This is a genomic window from uncultured Rikenella sp., assembly GCF_947628055.1.
GTDB lineage: Bacteria > Bacteroidota > Bacteroidia > Bacteroidales > Rikenellaceae > Rikenella.
The window spans coordinates 1-17,355 of sequence record NZ_CANQYJ010000050.1 but is presented as its reverse complement, the minus strand read 5'-3'; the positions used below and the strand labels follow the sequence as shown (position 1 = coordinate 17,355).

Below are 17,355 nucleotides of genomic sequence, written 5' to 3'. Positions count from 1 at the left end.
TCTGCGCGCTGGCGGGAATTTGGTCGTTAGCTCCAGCCGTTGTTGTCGGGAGCCAATAAACCGCGACCTTGGGTCGCGCGCCCGACGCCGCCCCACGCGGAGGGCGCAATTCGCACGGCTCCTTGTTGCTCCGCCGGCGTCGGACGATGCCGTTCGGACGCGAAAGGACTTTGGCTGTAATCTCCCTATGTTAGGCCGGAACCACCCCCAGCGGAGGGGCGTGCCGCTCGGCACTTGGCCCAGGCTGTAACTACCCTAAACAGCTTCGTTGGCTCTGGGCTTTGGGATGTGGCTGCGGCCTGGCCGCTCCACGGAAAAAGACGGTTGGGCAGTGATCTCTCGATGTCGGGCCGCAGTCTCCCGTAGCGGAGGCCCGGTGCCGCTCGGCACTCGAGCCGAACTGTAACTACCCGAAATATCCTCCGCGGGCTGCGACCCGTTGCATATCAAAAACGGTCTTTATCCGCGCGCTGGCGGAAATCCTGTTCAAAAGCGCAAGCTGCTTTTGAACGATTTCCTATTCCAGCCGTCGCGCGCGGTGTCGGTGCCGTTCGGCACGCGAGCCGGGAATTTGCTCTGCCTTAACCGGAGGGTACTGCCCTTACGCCGGGCAGGCGGTGCCGTTGGGCACTCCAACCGGGGAGTTTGATCCGCCACAACCAGAGAGAACTGCGCCCGCGAGCCGAGCTACCCATAAAAATCTGCCGGCAGCAAAATAAACTGATCCAACCGTTTCAACAAGAAAATACGGAGCCCGGCCCGGGAACCGACGATTACAGCCTGGCCGTATGCGAGCGCACTAACGGCAGGTAGCGGCGCGACGGCGACGGCAGCGGATCGCCCGAAAACCCGTATTCCGCCCACCGCGCATCCACCCGCTCAATCACCTCCCGCGACATCGTCACCACATTCGGCCAGCCCCGCTCCACCGCCCCCGGCTTGAACCGCGCGTCTATCCTCAGCACCCCCTCCTCCGTCACCGACACATCCCGTGCCGGATCCGTATTCCCCGCCGCCAACCACAGCAACTCGTCGAACCCTAACCCCGCCGCAGAGACGAAATCGTCCAGCACCACCTCGACCGGGACACCTTCCCGGTAAGGCCGCTCGCCCCCCTCCTCCGGCAGTTTGCGCGTCAGATCAAGACACAGCTTGCCCCCGAATCCCGTTTGCGGCGCCGCATGATCCAATACATCCAGCACCCCCCGCGAAAAAAGCACGTCCCGCACCGGGTCGAACTGCCGCAACCGTTCGCGAATCACCGCCGTATAGCCCCCGCCCGAGACCCCCGCCGCATCCTCCGCCGAGAGCACGACGAGAAACTTGTTGAACCCCATCTGTCCCGCCCCCCAGAGCGCATGCGCCACCCGCAGCGCCTGCCCCGCATAGCTCTTCCGGATCACGCATACCGCCACGTTGTGCGCCACCCCCGCCGGCGGCATCCACAGGTCGACCACCTCCGGCGCCACCGCCAACCGGATCGGAGCCAGGAAGATACGCTCCGAAGCCAATTGGATATAAGCATCCTCCATCGGCGGCACCCCCACCACCGTCGCCGGATAGATCGCATCGCGGCGGTGCGTGATACACGTCACGTGGAACCGCGGATAGAGGTCTTTCAGGGAGTAGAATCCCGTATGGTCGCCGAAATCCCCCTCCACCACCTTCGGCTCCGCCGGGTCGACATACCCCTCGATGACGAAATCGCAGTCCGCCGGCACCCGCAGGTCGTTGGTCAGGCACCGCACCAACTCCACCGGCCGCCGCCGCAGAAATCCCGCCAGCAGGTATTCGTCCACCCCGTCCGGCAGCGGCGCCGTCGCGCAATAGGTGTAGACCGGGTCACCCCCCAAGCAGACCGCCACCGGCATCCGCTCGCCCCGCTCCTTATACTGCCGGTAATGCCGTTCGCCCGTCTTGTGGCGGTGCCAGTGCATCCCGGTGGTCCGGGAATCGAAAATCTGCATCCGGTACATCCCCACATTGCGCCCCCCCGTCTCCGGATCGAGGGTGTGCACCAGCGGCAGCGTCACGAACCGCCCGCCGTCGTGCGGCCAGCATTGCAGTACCGGCAGCCGCGACAAGTCCGCTTCGTCGCCTTGCCAGACCGTCTGCTGGCATTCTCCGCGCCGCGAAACGTTGCGCGGCATCCAGGCCGAGACCTCCTTGAGCAGCGGCAGCATCCGCAGTTTGTCCATCAGACCCGCTTTGGGCTGCACTGCCTCGGCAAACAGCGCCTCGATCCGCTCGCCGATCTCCGCCAGCCGCTCCACGCCGAGGGCCATGCAGATCCGCCGTTCGGAGCCCATCATGTTGGTCAGCACGGGGAATCCGCTGCCCGTATCCTCGAACAGCAAGGCCCGTCCGCCTCCCGGCTGCTTGGCCTGCCGGTCGGTCAGTTCGGCGATCTCCAGCACGGGGTCTGCCGGGGCGGCGATCCGGATGAGTTCGCCCGCTTTTTCCAGCGCGGCCACATATTCCGCTAAATTTCTATACATAATCGGTACCTGAATGGTTCAAAATTAATAAATTTGCAAAATGCACTCTATTCGTAAGAGCAAGAATATGGCCAAACCGATCTATCTGTATAACACGCTGACGCGGCGCAAGGAGGAGTTCCGTCCGCTGCATGCTCCGGCGGTGGGAATGTATGTCTGCGGGCCGACGGTCTACGGCGATCCGCACTTGGGGCATGTGCGGCCGGCGGTGACGTTCGACCTGCTGTTCCGGCTCTTGCGGTACGAGGGGTACAAGGTGCGCTATGTGCGGAACATCACGGATGTGGGGCATCTTGAAAACGATGCGGACTCGGGCGAGGACAAGATCGCGAAGAAGGCGCGCCTGGAACAGTTAGAACCGATGGAGGTGGCGCAGTACTACACCAACCGGTACCACGAGTTCATGGATCGGTTAGGGGTACTGCGGCCGTCGATCGAGCCGCACGCGTCGGGGCATGTCATCGAGCAGATCGCGATGACGCAGGCGATCCTGGATGCGGGGTATGCTTATGTCAGCAACGGGTCGGTCTATTTCGACGTGCAAAAATATGTTTCGGACGGCTATAACTATGGGATCCTGTCGGGCAGGAACCTGGACGAGATGCAGTCGGGGGGGCGGTCGGACGATTTCGAGGGGGAGAAGCGGTTCGCGGCGGATTTTGCGTTGTGGAAGCGGGCGGCGCCGGAACATATCATGCGGTGGCCGAGTCCGTGGAGCGAGGGGTTCCCGGGGTGGCACTTGGAGTGCTCGGCGATGAGCGCCAAGTATTTAGGCGAGCGGTTCGATATTCACGGGGGGGGGATGGATCTGATGTTCCCGCACCACGAGTGCGAGATCGCGCAGTCTACGGCGGCGCTGGGGCATGCCTCGGCCAATTACTGGGTGCACAACAACATGGTGACGATCGGGGGGCAGAAGATGGGGAAGTCGTTGGGGAATTTCATTACGCTGGAACAGCTCTTTACGGGGGATCATCGGTTGTTGTCGCAGGCGTATGCGCCGATGGTGATCCGCTTTTTCATCTTACAGGCGCACTACCGTTCGACGCTGGATTTCAGCGACGGGGCGCTGCTGGCGGCGGAAAAGGGGCTCGAGCGTTTGTCCAAAGCGTGGGGGCTGCTCGCTTCGGGACGGATTCGGGCGGCGGCGGTTTCGACGATTCCTTCGCCGGCGGGGCTGCTGGCGGAGTGCGAGGAGGCTTTGTGCGACGATCTGAACAGTCCGGTGGCGATCGCGCGGCTGTTCGACTGGGTGCGGCATGTCAATGCTTTGCATGACGGGACACTGTCGGCGACGGAGGAAGATTTGCTGACTTTGCGCGGGGCGTTCGATACGGTGCTGGGGACGCTGCTGGGGCTTTCTCTTTCTCCTGCGGGCGATACTGCCGATAGGGATAACGGTCGCTTGGGGGGGGTGATCGATATGATTCTGGAGGTGCGGCAGCAGGCGAAGCTGGCGAAGGATTGGGCGACGTCGGACTTGATCCGGGATCGCTTGGCGGCGTTGGGCATCCGGGTCAAGGATCGAAAGGATGGGGCGGACTGGGAACTGGATTAACTCACTTTTTCTAATTTATAACCGTTCGTTTGTTCTCTACCTTATGTTTGAGTGAACTGTTCTCTTTGTGAACAAAGAGAACCAGAAAACCGACGCAGCAGGCGAGAGCCATCGAGCTTGCTCGAATGGCCGAGGCGCCAGGAGGAAGGCGAAGCCAAACTTTTTGAGATGCTAACGCATCTCTTGAGCCTGCCGGGTTCCCTTGGCTTCGATCCTCTTGTGCCGGGAGCAATAGACCGCTCTTAATATTGCGGTTCGCAGAACCGCCGACCTTCGCGCCCAGCGGCGAAGCCGCTCGGGGGGTGGGCGCGAGGTCGAACTAAGGAGCAGTAGAGCGGTCTATTGCCCCGGCCCAAAGAAAGCTTGATGCAAGAGGACTGCGGAGCGTAAGGAGTAGCGCAGCTATCTCAAAAGTCTTTTGGGTACCTTTTCTTCAGAAAAGGTACGGTTGCCTCCAACTAAGGCGGAGAATAAACGAACGGATAAAAAAACAAACAGCGATGAGACCGGAAGACATAGACTGGCACAACCTGAAATTCGGATATACACGCACCCCGGTGAACGTGCGGTGTTATTGGCGCGACGGCGCATGGGGTCCGATCGAAGAACACACCGAAGAGACCGTGACCCTGCACATGGCAGCCACCGCATTGCACTACGGACAGACCGCATTTGAAGGGTTGAAAGCCTTTCGGTGCAAAGACGGGAAAGTGCGGATCTTCCGCATGGACGAAAACGCCAAACGGATACAAAGCTCCGCATCCTACCTGCAAATGGCCGTGCCGAGCATCGAACTCTTCTGCGAGATGGTGACACGCGTCGTGACACTGAACAAAGACTACATTCCGGCATACGAGACCGGCGGATCGCTGTACGTCCGTCCCGTCATCGTAGGTTCGGGGCCGCAGTTGGGCGTGAAACCGGCAGATGAGACCTTGCTGCTGATGTTCGCCAGTCCGGTGGGGCCGTACTACAGCGGCGGGATGAAAGGGATCAGCGCGATCATCGACCGGACACACGACCGGGCGGCACCGTTCGGGACGGGACACACCAAAGCAGGAGGGAATTACGGGGCGAGCCTTACCTCGGCGCTCGAAGGGCATGAAAAAGGGTACGACAGCGAACTGTACCTCGACCCCGCGGAACACCGCTATATCGACGAGTGCGGGGCGGCGAACTTCTTCGGGATACGAGTGGATCCGGCTGCCGACGGCGGACGGGCGCACTACATTACGCCCGCGTCGCACTCGATCCTGCCGTCGATCACCAACAAGAGCCTGCGGCAGATCGCCGAAGACTTCGGGATGGTAGTCGAGGCAAGGCGTGTGGAGCTCGACGAACTGAACACGTTCGACGAAGCGGGCTGCTGCGGAACGGCGGCGGTGATTACGCCGGTGGCGACGATCTTCGACCCGGCGGACGGGAAAACCTACGATTTCGGCACAGGCGTGGGGCCGTGGAGCAAGAAGTTGTACGACGAACTGGTCGCTATCCAGCACGGCGAGGCGGAAGACCGGCACGGATGGAATACCGTGCTCGACATATAATCCGGAACGGGAAACGGAAAGAGCGAGGGTGTCATTGCGATGCAATGACACCCTCGCTGCCTTTGGAGGCCTCCGGCAGGCCGACAATCGTCCGGCCGGAGGCCTGCCGTCGCTCCACTCGTTTGAGGCCGGAACGGAAAACCTGCCGATCCCGTGTCGGGCTTTCAAAATGCGATCCGCACATACACCGGCAGATGATCGCTGACCGAACGGTCGGGATAGCCCCGGAACCGGCCCGTGCGGGTAAGCATCCAGTCCCGGACGAATACCCGGGCATTCCCGTAAGGCCGCACATTCCGGTTCACGAAAATATGGTCGTACATCTGCCAGGTGTCGCGCCACGCATACGAACCTTGCCCCTGGCGGTGCGCCTCCGCCGTGAGACAGTCCAATCCCGGAAAATTCCGCCGCAGCAGTTTCGAGGCCGGGCTGTCGTTCAGGTCGCCCAGCAGGATTACCCCCGCTCCCGGCGCTTCGCGGGACGCCATGTCGCCCAATCGGGCCGCGATCATCTCCCGCATCCGCGCCGCGCGGCTGTAACCGCCCCGATGCGAAGGAAGGTGAGCGGCATATACGACTATCCTTTTGTCGGTGCCGGCTATGGAAAACTCCGTCCGCAGGATGTCGCGAGTAGGGTAACCGTCCGGAATCCGGATCGGCTCGGAACCGGCCGACGTCACCCGGTCGGCGCGGTAAAGCAGGGCCGCGTCGATGCCGCGTTTATCCGGCGAATCGTAATGAATGAAGCGGTATGGAACGGTGTCGAGCGGCGGGGTGTCCAGCAGATCGCGCAGCACCCCGGCGTTTTCGACTTCGCACAAGGCGATGATGTCCGGGGCCAGTTCGCCGATCACGCGGGATAAGGCCGCCGTTTTAAGCCGGTAAGCCTCCGGAGTGAGCACCATATCGTGCTGGCCGGGGTCGTTGAGGGTGTCGAACAGGTTGCAGACGTTGTAGGCGGCTATGGTCAGGGCTGTCGCCGGCTGACCGTGAGCGGGCCGGACGGCAAGGATGAGCAGGGCCAGGAGGGTGGCCGGAAAGGTCGGACGCATTTTCGGGAGCTTTCGGTCTGAAGGATACGAACGCGATTATATACTTTAATATACTTTTCTCCTCTTTTCGAGTTCGGCTCTGTGCCGGGGGCCGCTTCTCGCGGCCGGGGCGGCGCGAGCCGAAAAATCGGGACAAGGGATGGCGGGTACGATAAAGTATATAATCGTGGATACGAAAAAGGCACGGGCCTTCGACTTATGCCACCCTTGGCTCACCGCAAAGTGGAGACCAGCAACGAACATAAGCCTCAGACTCATGCCGTATGGGCATGGACTGAAGCTGTCGTTGCGAGCTCTGTCGAATTTTTGCGGTGATTCCGGGCGGAGCTTGAGTACGGTAAGAGCGTTACAGTTACAAAGATAGTAATTTTATAAGGAGTGCTGAGGCCGGAAGCATTTTTCAGGGGATGAAAAAGGGGTGGCGGCGGATACCGAAAATAACTCTATTTTTGTGGTATGTCTAAAATGAAATTCCGATATAACGGCGCTCCGGCGGCTTCCCTCATTGCGGACGATCTGGAGCGCAAAATGGCGTGGTATCGCCAGCGGGGCCATGAGGTGCCGCTGCACAAGCTGATCAAGACGCCGGAGCAGATCGAAGGCATTCGTCTGAGCGGGGTGGTGAATACGGGGGTGCTCGACTTGGTCGAGGCTGCTGTCCGGCCGGGGATGACGACGGCTGAGATCGACCGGATGGTTTATGATTACACGGTCTCGCACGGAGCTGTCCCGGCGCCGCTGAACTATGAGGGGTTCCCGAAAAGTGTCTGCATCTCGATCAATGAAGTGGTGTGTCACGGCATTCCGAGCGAGAATGTGATCCTGAAAGAGGGGGATATCGTGAATGTGGATGTCTCGACGATACTCGACGGTTTTTATTCCGATGCTTCGCGAATGTTCCTGATCGGCGAGGTGTCGGATGAAAAGAGGCGGCTGGTGGAGGTGACGCGGGAGTGTCTGCGCATCGGGGCGGAGGCGGCGAGGCCGTTCGGCTTTGTCGGGGATATCGGGGCGGCGATACAGCGGCATGCGGAAAAGAATGGCTATTCGGTGGTGCGCGATCTGTGCGGGCATGGGGTGGGGCTGGAGTTCCACGAGGAACCGGAGGTGGCTCATTTCGGGCACAGGGGCACGGGGATGCTATTGGTGCCGGGCTTGGTTTTCACCATTGAGCCGATGATCAATATGGGTGACTGGCGGGTGACGGTCGACGAGGTGGATGGCTGGACGGTGCGGACGCGTGACGGTCTGCCGTCGGCGCAGTGGGAGCATACGTTCGTGATGACGGAAAATGGGCTGAAGGTGCTGTCGCACTGATGTCGGGATCGGGTAATTACAGTCTGGCAAGACGCAATGGATGGGGCTTGCCTTTCTTTTATTGTACACCCGGTTTGAGTAGTACTGTTCACAAAAAGAACAGTCACACACGGAACCGTGCTAAATAAAACCTACTTTTAAATAACTTTGGGTTCGGCCCGACGACCCATACTCCCCGGAGCCTATCGTTCACCCAGCCGGCAAAAGCCAAGATTATCAACCCTATCGACCAAAACCAGTTATGGGCATATTCAACCTATTCAGAAAGAAAGACGCCGATGCAGCTCGGCAGGCCAGTCTCGACAGCGGATTGGAAAAAAGCCGGGAAGGCATCTTCTCCAAAATCTCGCGCGCCGTCGCCGGGAAATCGAAAGTCGACGAAGAAGTGCTCGACCAATTGGAAGAGATACTCATTACCGCAGACGTAGGGATCGACACCACCCTTCACATTATCGAACGCATCGAAGCGCGAGTGGCGCGGGACAAATATCTCGGCACCGACGAACTCAACACGATCCTGCGCGACGAAGTGACCTCCTTGCTGGCCGAGGCCCCGACTGCGGATTCGTCGTCGGATTCGGGCTTCCTGTTTGAGAAAGACAGAGAAGGCAACCCGTTCGTACTGATGGTCGTCGGAGTCAACGGAGTCGGAAAAACGACGACGATAGGCAAACTCGCCGCACGGCTGACGACTGCAGGAAAAACCGTTTACCTCGGTGCCGCGGACACCTTTCGTGCGGCGGCGATCGACCAGTTGGAGGTGTGGGCCGGCCGGTCGGGCGCCAAGCTCATCAAGCAACAGATGGGCGCCGATCCGGCATCCGTGGCTTTCGACACGCTGTCGGCTGCGAAAGCGGCGGGAGCCGATGTGGTCGTTATCGACACGGCGGGACGGCTGCACAACAAAGTCAACCTGATGAACGAACTGACCAAAATCCGCAACGTGATGCAGAAAGTGATACCGGGGGCACCGCACGAAGTGATGCTGGTACTGGACGGCTCGACCGGGCAGAACGCTTTCGAGCAGGCGAAACAGTTTTCGGCAGCGACGCAGATCTCGTCCCTGGCGATTACCAAGCTGGACGGAACGGCCAAAGGAGGCGTGGTGATCGGCATCTCGGAACAGTTCCGCATACCGGTGCGTTATATCGGGGTCGGGGAGGGGATCGACGATTTGCAGGTTTTCGACAGAAACCGCTTCGTGGCATCGCTGTTCGGCGACCGGCGCGGTTGATTCGGTCGGAACGCCGCTTGACTGGAACGCCCCATTCCAAGACCTGCAGCTCAAAACCGGGTTCGGTGAAGATGGAAGAACGAGCGCAAGAGGCAATTCGGAAATTTCAATACTTTTGAGGCAGAATTCCGGCTCCGGCGGCAAAACCTCTCTGAATTCAAAATATCATACCCCCCAAATGCAGCTCCGGTAAAAAAGTCATGCCCGCAGTTTGCGGAAGGTGACCACCGACAGCACCCCCATCGCTGCCGCGAAAAGGCCTAACCACACCCAATGCCACAATAAATATCCCGCCGAACTCCCCTTGATCATGACCATCTTGATCGACGAGATGACATGCGCCACCGGATTGACCGTATTCACCCGCTGCGCCCACTCCGGCATGCTCTCGACCGGCGTGAAAAGACCGCTCATCAGGATCAGGATCATCATGATGAAGAAAGTGGGAAAAATAGCCTGCACCTGTGTTTCCGACAGGTTCGCGATCACGAAGCCCAGGCACAGCACCCCCACCAAATACAGGGCGACGATACCGTACAGCAGAAATACATTCCCCGCCATCGGTATCGAATAGACTGTCCGCGCGATCACGAGCCCGATCGTGAACTGCACCAATCCGATTGCGAAAAACGGGATCATCTTGGCCAGCATATATTGCAGACGGTTCATCGGCGTTACGTTCAGCTGCTCGATCGTCCCCCGCTCTTTCTCCTTCACCGAGTTGAGCGCCGTCATCGACAGCCCTGCGATCGTAATCAACAGTGCCAGGATACCTGGAACGATCACCGTTTTGTAATCGAACCGCGGGTTGTACCACTCCTGCACCGCTGTCTCGATCCGCGTCGGAACTGTTTTCGCCTCTGCCGGTGTCGGAACGAGCTGTTCCGCCGCCAGCTCCGTCGCGAAATCTCCTGCGATCGAGTTCACATAATTCGCCGCCACTCCGGCACTCAGTCCATTGATGGCCGAAATGTGCACCGAGACTTCCGGGCTGCGCCCCAACACCATGTCCCGCTCGAAATCAACCGGTATCTCGACGATCATGTCTGCCTCTCCCTGCTCGATCATCTGTTCGGCCTGTTTCCACGAAGGTACGCTGCCGACTAACGAAAAGTATCCCCCTGCCTGCAGTTTGGTCAGCAGTCGCCGGCTGAACTGGGTATGATCCCGGTCGATGGCTGCCATGCGGAAGTTCTTGATGTCGTAGTCGGCTGCCAACGGCAGCACTAACAGCTGCACGATGGGCAACAGGATCACTACCCGCAGCATGTATCGGTCGCGGAAGATTTGTAAAAATTCTTTCTTGAGCAGGATGGATAGTTTGCGCATCGGCGGTGGTCTTAGGCTTTCTCGCAAAGATATGCTTTTTTCATCACCCCGAAACTATCATTACCTTTGTATATGATTTGCGGCGATCGTGGCGGGGAGCTGTGCGTCCTTGAAAGCGAGTGGCGCAAAGAACTGTTAGAATTTTTCTTGGGCCTCGACCGGCGGGGCTCTTCATTTCTTTTGTCAGCAAAAGAACCGAGCAGCGTACCGAGAGCAGAGACCGCTTGCGGGCTATGCCGAGGCAGCGCGAGGAAGACCGCAGGCCAAACGAAGCAAAGAAAACTGCCTCCAGCCGGTTTCGCCTTGTCGGGCGTCCGCGCGTCCTGCGCGGCCCCCTCAAGGCAAAACACGACGCTTCCGGGGAATTTTTGTGCTTTCACCGAAATACCTGTTGTCGGGCCGGAGCCACCCCGGGCGGAGGGCCGCAACTCTCGCGTTGCTCGAATGCGCCTCCGCTGGCTCCGGCCCGCCCGCTGACGCGAGATTTTCGAGCACCGTTGCGGGGGATGGCAAAGGGGGCTGGCCCCCTTTGATGCGCTTTTTGCTTACTTTTTATCGCATCATAAAAAGTAAGTGCCCGCCCGGCATGAGGGCATCAAAAAAAGTTTTATATAAAGAACAAAAGCCTCGCCGGCCCGAGGCAATTATCAAAGAAAAAAGCCTCCGCGGCATGAGCGGTGAAGTGAAAAGAAAGTGCCCGCCCGGCAGAAAGGCAACAAAGCACCCGCAAAAACGACAAGTAAAAAAGATGAACGAACGACTGCACACTTGGCTGCACAACGACCTCACCATCCTCGCGTGGCGGCTCATGATCGCCTATGCGCTGCTTTTCGTCCTGCGCATAGTCTTTTACCTCTTCAACAGCGACACCCTCGGAGCGATGACCGGCGGCGAAGTGCCCGCCCTCGTGCGCGGCAGCCTGCTGTTCGACACCGCCAATATCTGTTACTGCTATTGTCTGTTCGCGGTGCTCTCGCTGCTGCCGCTGAAGGTGCGCGAGCGGGGGTGGTACCGGCGCATGCTGTTCTGGACATGGATCGTTCCCGGGGTTGTCATCGTGCTGACGAACCTCGCCGACACCGTCTATTTCCACTATGCCAAGAAACGCATCACGGTGGACGAGATGCACTTCGCCGATAACGATAACACCGGCCATATCCTCTGGAAAGCCGTCGGCGAAAACTGGTATCTGCTATTGGTTGGCATCGCACTGGTGTGGGGAGCGGTGCGGCTCTACCGGTTAGTGAAACCGGCGCCGAGTCTGCTGAAAAAGAGGTGGGCTTTCGTACTGGTGAACAGCTTGCTGACCGTCGCGGCCGTCGTGCTGCTCGTGGGCGGGATGCGCGGCGGGCTGAGCCATGCCATCCGGCCCATTGCGATGAGCAACGCGGCACAGTATGCCGTGTCGCCCGCCAAAGCCTCGGTGGTGCTGAGCAACCCTTTCTGCGTGCTGCGCACGATCACCAACAAAAAGATCCATGCCGTCCGATATTTTGCGGACAGCGCGGAACTGGCCGCCCGGTTTTCGCCCTACCACTATCCGGCGGCCGACAGTCTGCGCCACGGCCGGTTCGGAAGCCAGCGGGGAAAGAATATCCTGATCTTCGTGCTGGAAAGTTTCAGTTACGAACACTCGGCCTATCTCAATCCCGAACTCTACCGGGGCGAGGTGAGCTACACCCCTTTTCTCGATTCGCTGATGCGCGAGGGATACCTCTTCCGCCGGGGCTATGCCAACGGACGCAAGTCGATCGACGCGCTGCCGTCGGTGCTGAGTTCGATTCCGTCGTTCAAGACCCCGTTCGTCATCACGCCGCAGTCGTTGGGCGAGACGCGCGGATTGGGACGGCTGTTGGGCGAGGAGGGCTATTCGACATGGTTCTTCAACGGGTCGGAGAACAAGTCGATGGGGTTCGTGGCCTATGCCAAGCTGTCGGGGGTGGAGAACGCCCGCACGCGCGAGAATTACGAGGCGCGGATGGGAAAGGAGGATTTCGACGGCTACTGGGGTATCTGGGACGGCCCGTTCATGCAGTACATGGCCCGCGAATTGGACGAGGCGCCGAAACCGTTCTTCACGACGATCTTCACCCTTTCGTCCCACCACCCGTTCGTGGTGCCGGAGGGGTGCGAACGCACGCTGCCTGCGGGCCGGACGAAGGTGCAGCAGCCGGTAGCCTATACCGACCGGTCGCTGCGCGACTTTTTCGACTATGCACGGCGGCAGCCGTGGTACGAACAGACGATTTTCGTCTTCACGGCCGACCATGTCTCGAGCGAGGTGTACGGCGAGGAGTCGAAAACGCCGACGGGCAATTCGCACATTATTTTCTTTCTGTATACTCCCGACGGCTCGCTGCGGGGCGACGACCCGCATGTGGCGCAGCAGATCGACCTGATGCCGACGCTCCTCGGCTTGACGGGCTACGATAAACCGTATTTCGCTTACGGGCAGGATATTTTCGAGGTGCGGGCGGATTCGGCCGGGGCGCGGCGGGCGTTCGCGATCAACTACGTCAACGAGGCGTTCCAATGGATCACGGACTCGGCGGCGATGTTTTTCGACGAGCACGAGGTCACGCACCTGTTCGATTTGCAAGCTGATCCGTTGGAGCGGCGCAATTTGATCAAGCAGGGGGTGAAGCCGGATTCCATGCAGGTGGAACGCATGAAGGCGCTACTGCAAACTTATTACGAGCATCTGGAACAAAGCGATTTCATCGTTCGCTGACCTGCAGTCGGCCTTCTTTGTGTTCGCGCCCGGACGTGCAGGAACAGCACGCCCGGGCGCGAACGGTCGAAACGGACCGGCACTTAGTAAACCGGTGTGAACTGACGCAGGAAACGGAGGTCGTTCTCGAAGTAGAGCCGCAGGTCTTTCACCCCGTATTTCAGCATGGCGATGCGCTCCACGCCCATCCCGAAAGCGAACCCCGTGTACTTTTTGCTGTCGATCCCGCACGCTTCCAGCACGTTCGGGTCCACCATCCCCGCTCCCATGATTTCGAGCCAGCCGGTGTACTTGCACACCGCGCACCCTTTTCCGCCGCACAGGTTGCACGATACGTCCACCTCGGTCGAAGGCTCCGTGAACGGGAAATAGGAAGGGCGCATCCGAATTTCCGACTTTTCGCCGAACATCTCTTTCGCAAAATAGAGAATCGTCTGTTTCAGGTCGGCGAACGATACATGTTCGTCGACATACAGCCCTTCCGCCTGATGAAAGATACAGTGCGCGCGGTACGAAATGGCTTCGTTGCGGAACACGCGCCCCGGGCAAATGACCCGGATCGGCGGCTTCTGGGTCTGCATCACCCGCACCTGGATCGACGAGGTATGCGTCCGCAGCAGAATATCCGGATTTTTTTCGACGAAAAAGGTGTCCTGCATATCCCTCGCCGGATGCTCGGGCGGAAAGTTCAGCGCCGTGAAAACGTGCCAGTCGTCTTCGATCTCGGGCCCTTCGGCAGGGGCGAAACCGATCCGCTCGAAGATGTCCAGAATCTGGTTTTTCACCAGTGAGATCGGATGCCGCGTGCCCACCTTGTCCGCCCCCGCCGGACGGGTCATGTCCAACGCCAGCGCCGCTGCGTCCGCAGAAGCGAAAGCCAGCTCTTCGAGTTTCGATTTCAGGTCGTTGATCTTCTCTATCGCCGCTGTCTTCAGCCGGTTCATCGCCTGCCCCAAGACTTTCTTCCGGTCGGCAGGGGCGGTCTTGAACTCGTCGAACAGAGCCGTTATCGCCCCTTTTTTGCCTAACAGCCGGATACGGAACTCCTCGACTTCGGCCAGAGTCTTCGGTCGGAACTCTTCGACTTCGGCCGACAATGCTTCTATCTTTTCAATCATTATCGTTGTATTAGATTCTCTTCGGTTCGATTATGCGATATGCCCCGCCGCAAGCCCGCAGGAGAGCCCCGTCTCTTCGGCTGGCGGAAAGGCAAAGGGCCGGAAGGGTCGGCTACAACACTCCGATCCCATAATAGTCGAAGCCCAGCGCCCGCAATTCATTCCGGTCGAAGATATTCCGGCCGTCCACCACACCACTGCCGCGCATGGCCCGGCGCACCACCTCCCAGTTCGGCAGGCGGAATTCCTTCCACTCCGTCAGCAGCACCAGCGCATCGGCATCCGACACCGCACTGTAGGCATCGGAAGCATACGAGACAGCCTCCTCTCCCAATCTCCGTTTCGCTTCGTCCATCGCCACCGGGTCGTATGCCACCACTTCGGCTCCCGCCGCCAGAAGCTGCGGGATCAGCACCAACGACGGCGCCTCGCGCATATCGTCCGTCCCCGGCTTGAAGGCCAGCCCCCAAAGTGCGATCCGTTTCCCCCGCAGAGCTTCCGCCCCCCCGAAATGCGAAGCCAGTTTCTCGAACAAGATCCCTTTCTGCCGTTCGTTGACCCGCTCTACCGCTTCCAGCACTTCCATCCGGCATCCGTTTTCCTGCGCACTGCGGATCAACGCTTTGATGTCTTTTGGGAAACACGAGCCGCCGTATCCGCATCCCGGATAGAGAAACTTGTTCCCGATCCGGCTGTCCGCCCCGATCCCTTTGCGCACCATATTGACATCGGCTCCCACCGCCTGGCACAGATTCGCCACGTCATTGATGAAACTGATCCGGGTCGCCAGCATCGCGTTCGCCGCATACTTGGTCATTTCTGCCGAAGGAATGTCCATGAACATGACCCGGAAGTTATTGAGCAGAAGCGGTTTGTAGAGCTTGGTCATCAAGTCGCGCGCCCGTTCGGAGTCGGTGCCCACCACGACCCGGTCGGGCCGCATGAAATCCTCGATCGCATTTCCTTCTTTCAGGAATTCCGGGTTGGAGGCCACATCGAACGGCACTTGCACGCCCCGTTTATCCAATTCCTCCTGGATGGCGGCCCGCACCTTGACGGCTGTTCCCACCGGAACGGTGGACTTGGTCACTACCAGTACATAGCGATCCATACTCCGGCCGATCGTACGGGCCACTTGCAATACATAGCGCAAGTCGGCGCTCCCGTCCTCGTCCGGCGGCGTCCCCACGGCCGAGAAAACGATCTCGACCTGGGGCAGCACTTCTTCTAACGAAGTGGTGAAATGCAGCCGCCCCGCTTTGTGGTTCTTTTCGACCAGTAATTCCAGATTGGGCTCATAGATCGGTATGATCCCTTTCCGGAGCCTGTCGATCTTGGAGGCGTCGGTATCCACGCAGGTGACATCGACGCCTAACTCCGCAAAACAGGTGCCGGTCACGAGCCCTACGTATCCTGTCCCTACGATAGCTATCTTCATGAATTATTCGGGATTTGAAGGCGCAGCGGCGATCGGGCTGTAGCTTACGGTGTACCGTTCCGACAGCGGTGTCCCCGAAGGCAGCGTACTGGTGCGCGTCAAGGAGTAGAGGAAAGATACCGTTCCGGAAGTGGTCAGTTCCAGTTTCGAGGAGCTCGACAGTTTCTGCGCCTCCTGAAGCACTTTTTCCAGATCTACCTCATTCAGTCTTTTGACATCGTTCCGATACAGGTCATAGGCCACCTGATCGTTATATGCCAGGTCTTCCCCTTCGACGGTCAGCGGATTGATGTTGTTGTTCCTCACATATCCGTTATCGATCAGCCAGCCGGCCAGGTAATCGGCGACGAAATAGAGGTCGCGCTGGTCGGCAGGCAATTTTGACGCTTCCTCTTTCGAGTAAATCTGGCCGTTTTCATGTTTGGGAAGCCCTATGAATTCAGGGCCGATATTGTAAGAGGAGTAAGGTTTGTCTTTCGTGCATCCGGACAGTATGGCCAAACCTGCCGCTATGGCCGTCACGACCGCGAAAATTTTCTTTTTCATCGTTTCTTAGGTTAATGGTTAGCGTTTTCGCGTCCCGTATTCCGGGACGATTGCAAATATCCGCATTTTTCGGGAAATATCCGCCTACTTCGGAAGGTACCAGCGATAAAGGCGCGCGACGCCCTCTTCCACGGATACTTTATGCCGCCAGCCGAGGGCGTGGAGCCGCGAGGGATCGGTCAGTTTGCGCATCGTTCCGTCGGGCTTCGAGGCGTCGAAAACGACCTCGCCCCCGAATCCCACCGTTGCGGAGATCAGCCGCACCAGCTCTGCGATGGTCAGTTCGACACCGGTGCCTATGTTGATATGGCAGTTGCGCACCTCTTTCCCCTTGTCTGCCGCCAGATCCCGGAATCCCACGCGCTCCATGATGTAGGTGCACGCGTCCGCCATGTCTTCGCTCCACAGAAATTCGCGCAGCGGTCTGCCCGTTCCCCACACGGTCATGCGTCCTTCGGTGATGCCGTATTTTTCGAGCTTTTCCAGAATAGCCCGCTCCGAGGCTGTGCCGTCCACCCCTTCGACCGGCCGCCGGGCGAAGTCTGTCCGAACGGCGGTCCAGTCGCCCCGCATCAAGGCCGCCGCCAAGTGCATCTTCCGGACCAGTGCCGGCAGCACATGGCTCGTCTCCAGGTCGAAATTATCTTCCGGCCCGTACAGGTTGGTGGGCATGACGGCGATAAAGTCGGTGCCGTACTGCAGGTTGAAGCTTTCGCACATCTTCAGCCCTGCGATCTTGGCAATCGCATACGATTCATTGGTGTATTCCAGCGGCGAGGTGAGCAGGCACTCCTCCGGCATCGGCTGCGGCGCCTCGCGGGGGTAGATGCAGGTGGAACCGAGGAAAAGCAGCTTTTTCACGCCGTGCCTCCACGCGGCGGCGATCACATTGTTCTGTATCTGGAGATTGCGCCAGATAAAGTCGGCCCGGTACAAGGAGTTGGCCATGATCCCCCCCACATAAGCCGCTGCCAGAAAGACGAACTC

General features: G+C 59.3%; 12 protein-coding genes. 5 read left to right on the top strand and 7 right to left on the bottom strand.

The window, feature by feature from the left end; all coding sequences use genetic code 11:
• Positions 1-773: 773 nt before the first annotated feature.
• Positions 774-2,498 (bottom strand): menaquinone biosynthesis decarboxylase, encoded by a 1,725-nt coding sequence (locus Q0Z93_RS06075; protein WP_298063755.1) that lies wholly within the window; start codon positions 2,496-2,498, stop codon positions 774-776.
• Between the two features lie 67 nt (positions 2,499-2,565).
• Between Q0Z93_RS06075 and cysS the strand changes: the two genes are divergently transcribed.
• Both cysS and Q0Z93_RS06065 read left to right on the top strand, forming a co-directional pair.
• Positions 2,566-4,056, top strand: a complete 1,491-nt coding sequence (gene cysS, locus Q0Z93_RS06070; RefSeq protein ID WP_298063752.1) for a cysteine--tRNA ligase — start codon at positions 2,566-2,568, stop codon at positions 4,054-4,056.
• Positions 4,057-4,538: 482 nt separating this feature from the next.
• The gene (locus Q0Z93_RS06065) at positions 4,539-5,603 is read left to right on the top strand and encodes a branched-chain amino acid aminotransferase (protein ID WP_298063760.1); all 1,065 of its coding nucleotides are present in this window, start codon (positions 4,539-4,541) and stop codon (positions 5,601-5,603) included.
• A gap of 164 nt (positions 5,604-5,767) precedes the next feature.
• Here Q0Z93_RS06065 and Q0Z93_RS06060 read toward each other — a convergent pair whose 3' ends face one another.
• Positions 5,768-6,655: an endonuclease/exonuclease/phosphatase family protein gene (locus tag Q0Z93_RS06060; protein ID WP_298063750.1), complete on the bottom strand. Its 888-nt coding sequence runs from the start codon at positions 6,653-6,655 to the stop codon at positions 5,768-5,770.
• A gap of 465 nt (positions 6,656-7,120) precedes the next feature.
• On the opposite strand from Q0Z93_RS06060, the gene map reads away from it, so the two are divergent.
• Positions 7,121-7,972 (top strand): type I methionyl aminopeptidase, encoded by an 852-nt coding sequence (map, locus tag Q0Z93_RS06055; RefSeq protein WP_298063757.1) that lies wholly within the window; start codon positions 7,121-7,123, stop codon positions 7,970-7,972.
• 241 nt (positions 7,973-8,213) lie between these two features.
• Complete coding sequence (gene ftsY, locus Q0Z93_RS06050; protein WP_298063748.1) at positions 8,214-9,206, top strand: signal recognition particle-docking protein FtsY; 993 nt, start codon at positions 8,214-8,216, stop codon at positions 9,204-9,206.
• Between the two features lie 198 nt (positions 9,207-9,404).
• Here the strand turns inward: ftsY and Q0Z93_RS06045 are convergent, their stop codons facing one another.
• Positions 9,405-10,535 carry an ABC transporter permease gene (locus tag Q0Z93_RS06045; RefSeq protein WP_298063746.1) on the bottom strand — a complete coding sequence of 377 codons (1,131 nt, stop codon included), beginning with the start codon at positions 10,533-10,535 and terminating at the stop codon, positions 9,405-9,407.
• 748 nt (positions 10,536-11,283) lie between these two features.
• On the opposite strand from Q0Z93_RS06045, the gene Q0Z93_RS06040 reads away from it, so the two are divergent.
• Entirely contained in the window at positions 11,284-13,266 is a 1,983-nt protein-coding gene (locus tag Q0Z93_RS06040) for an alkaline phosphatase family protein (RefSeq protein WP_298063743.1), read from the top strand.
• An 83-nt stretch (positions 13,267-13,349) separates the two neighbouring features.
• Here Q0Z93_RS06040 and pheS read toward each other — a convergent pair whose 3' ends face one another.
• The 4 genes from pheS to Q0Z93_RS06020 form a co-directional block, all read right to left on the bottom strand.
• Positions 13,350-14,384: a phenylalanine--tRNA ligase subunit alpha gene (gene pheS, locus Q0Z93_RS06035; RefSeq protein WP_298063739.1), complete on the bottom strand. Its 1,035-nt coding sequence runs from the start codon at positions 14,382-14,384 to the stop codon at positions 13,350-13,352.
• A gap of 112 nt (positions 14,385-14,496) precedes the next feature.
• On the bottom strand, positions 14,497-15,822 hold the full coding sequence (locus Q0Z93_RS06030) for a UDP-glucose/GDP-mannose dehydrogenase family protein (RefSeq protein ID WP_298063736.1): 1,326 nt from the start codon (positions 15,820-15,822) through the stop codon (positions 14,497-14,499).
• 3 nt (positions 15,823-15,825) lie between these two features.
• Positions 15,826-16,368, bottom strand: coding sequence for a hypothetical protein (locus Q0Z93_RS06025; protein ID WP_298063734.1), 543 nt, complete (start codon positions 16,366-16,368; stop codon positions 15,826-15,828).
• 84 nt (positions 16,369-16,452) lie between these two features.
• On the bottom strand, positions 16,453-17,355 hold a 903-nt coding region (locus tag Q0Z93_RS06020), incomplete at its 5' end, for a GDP-L-fucose synthase (RefSeq protein ID WP_298063731.1).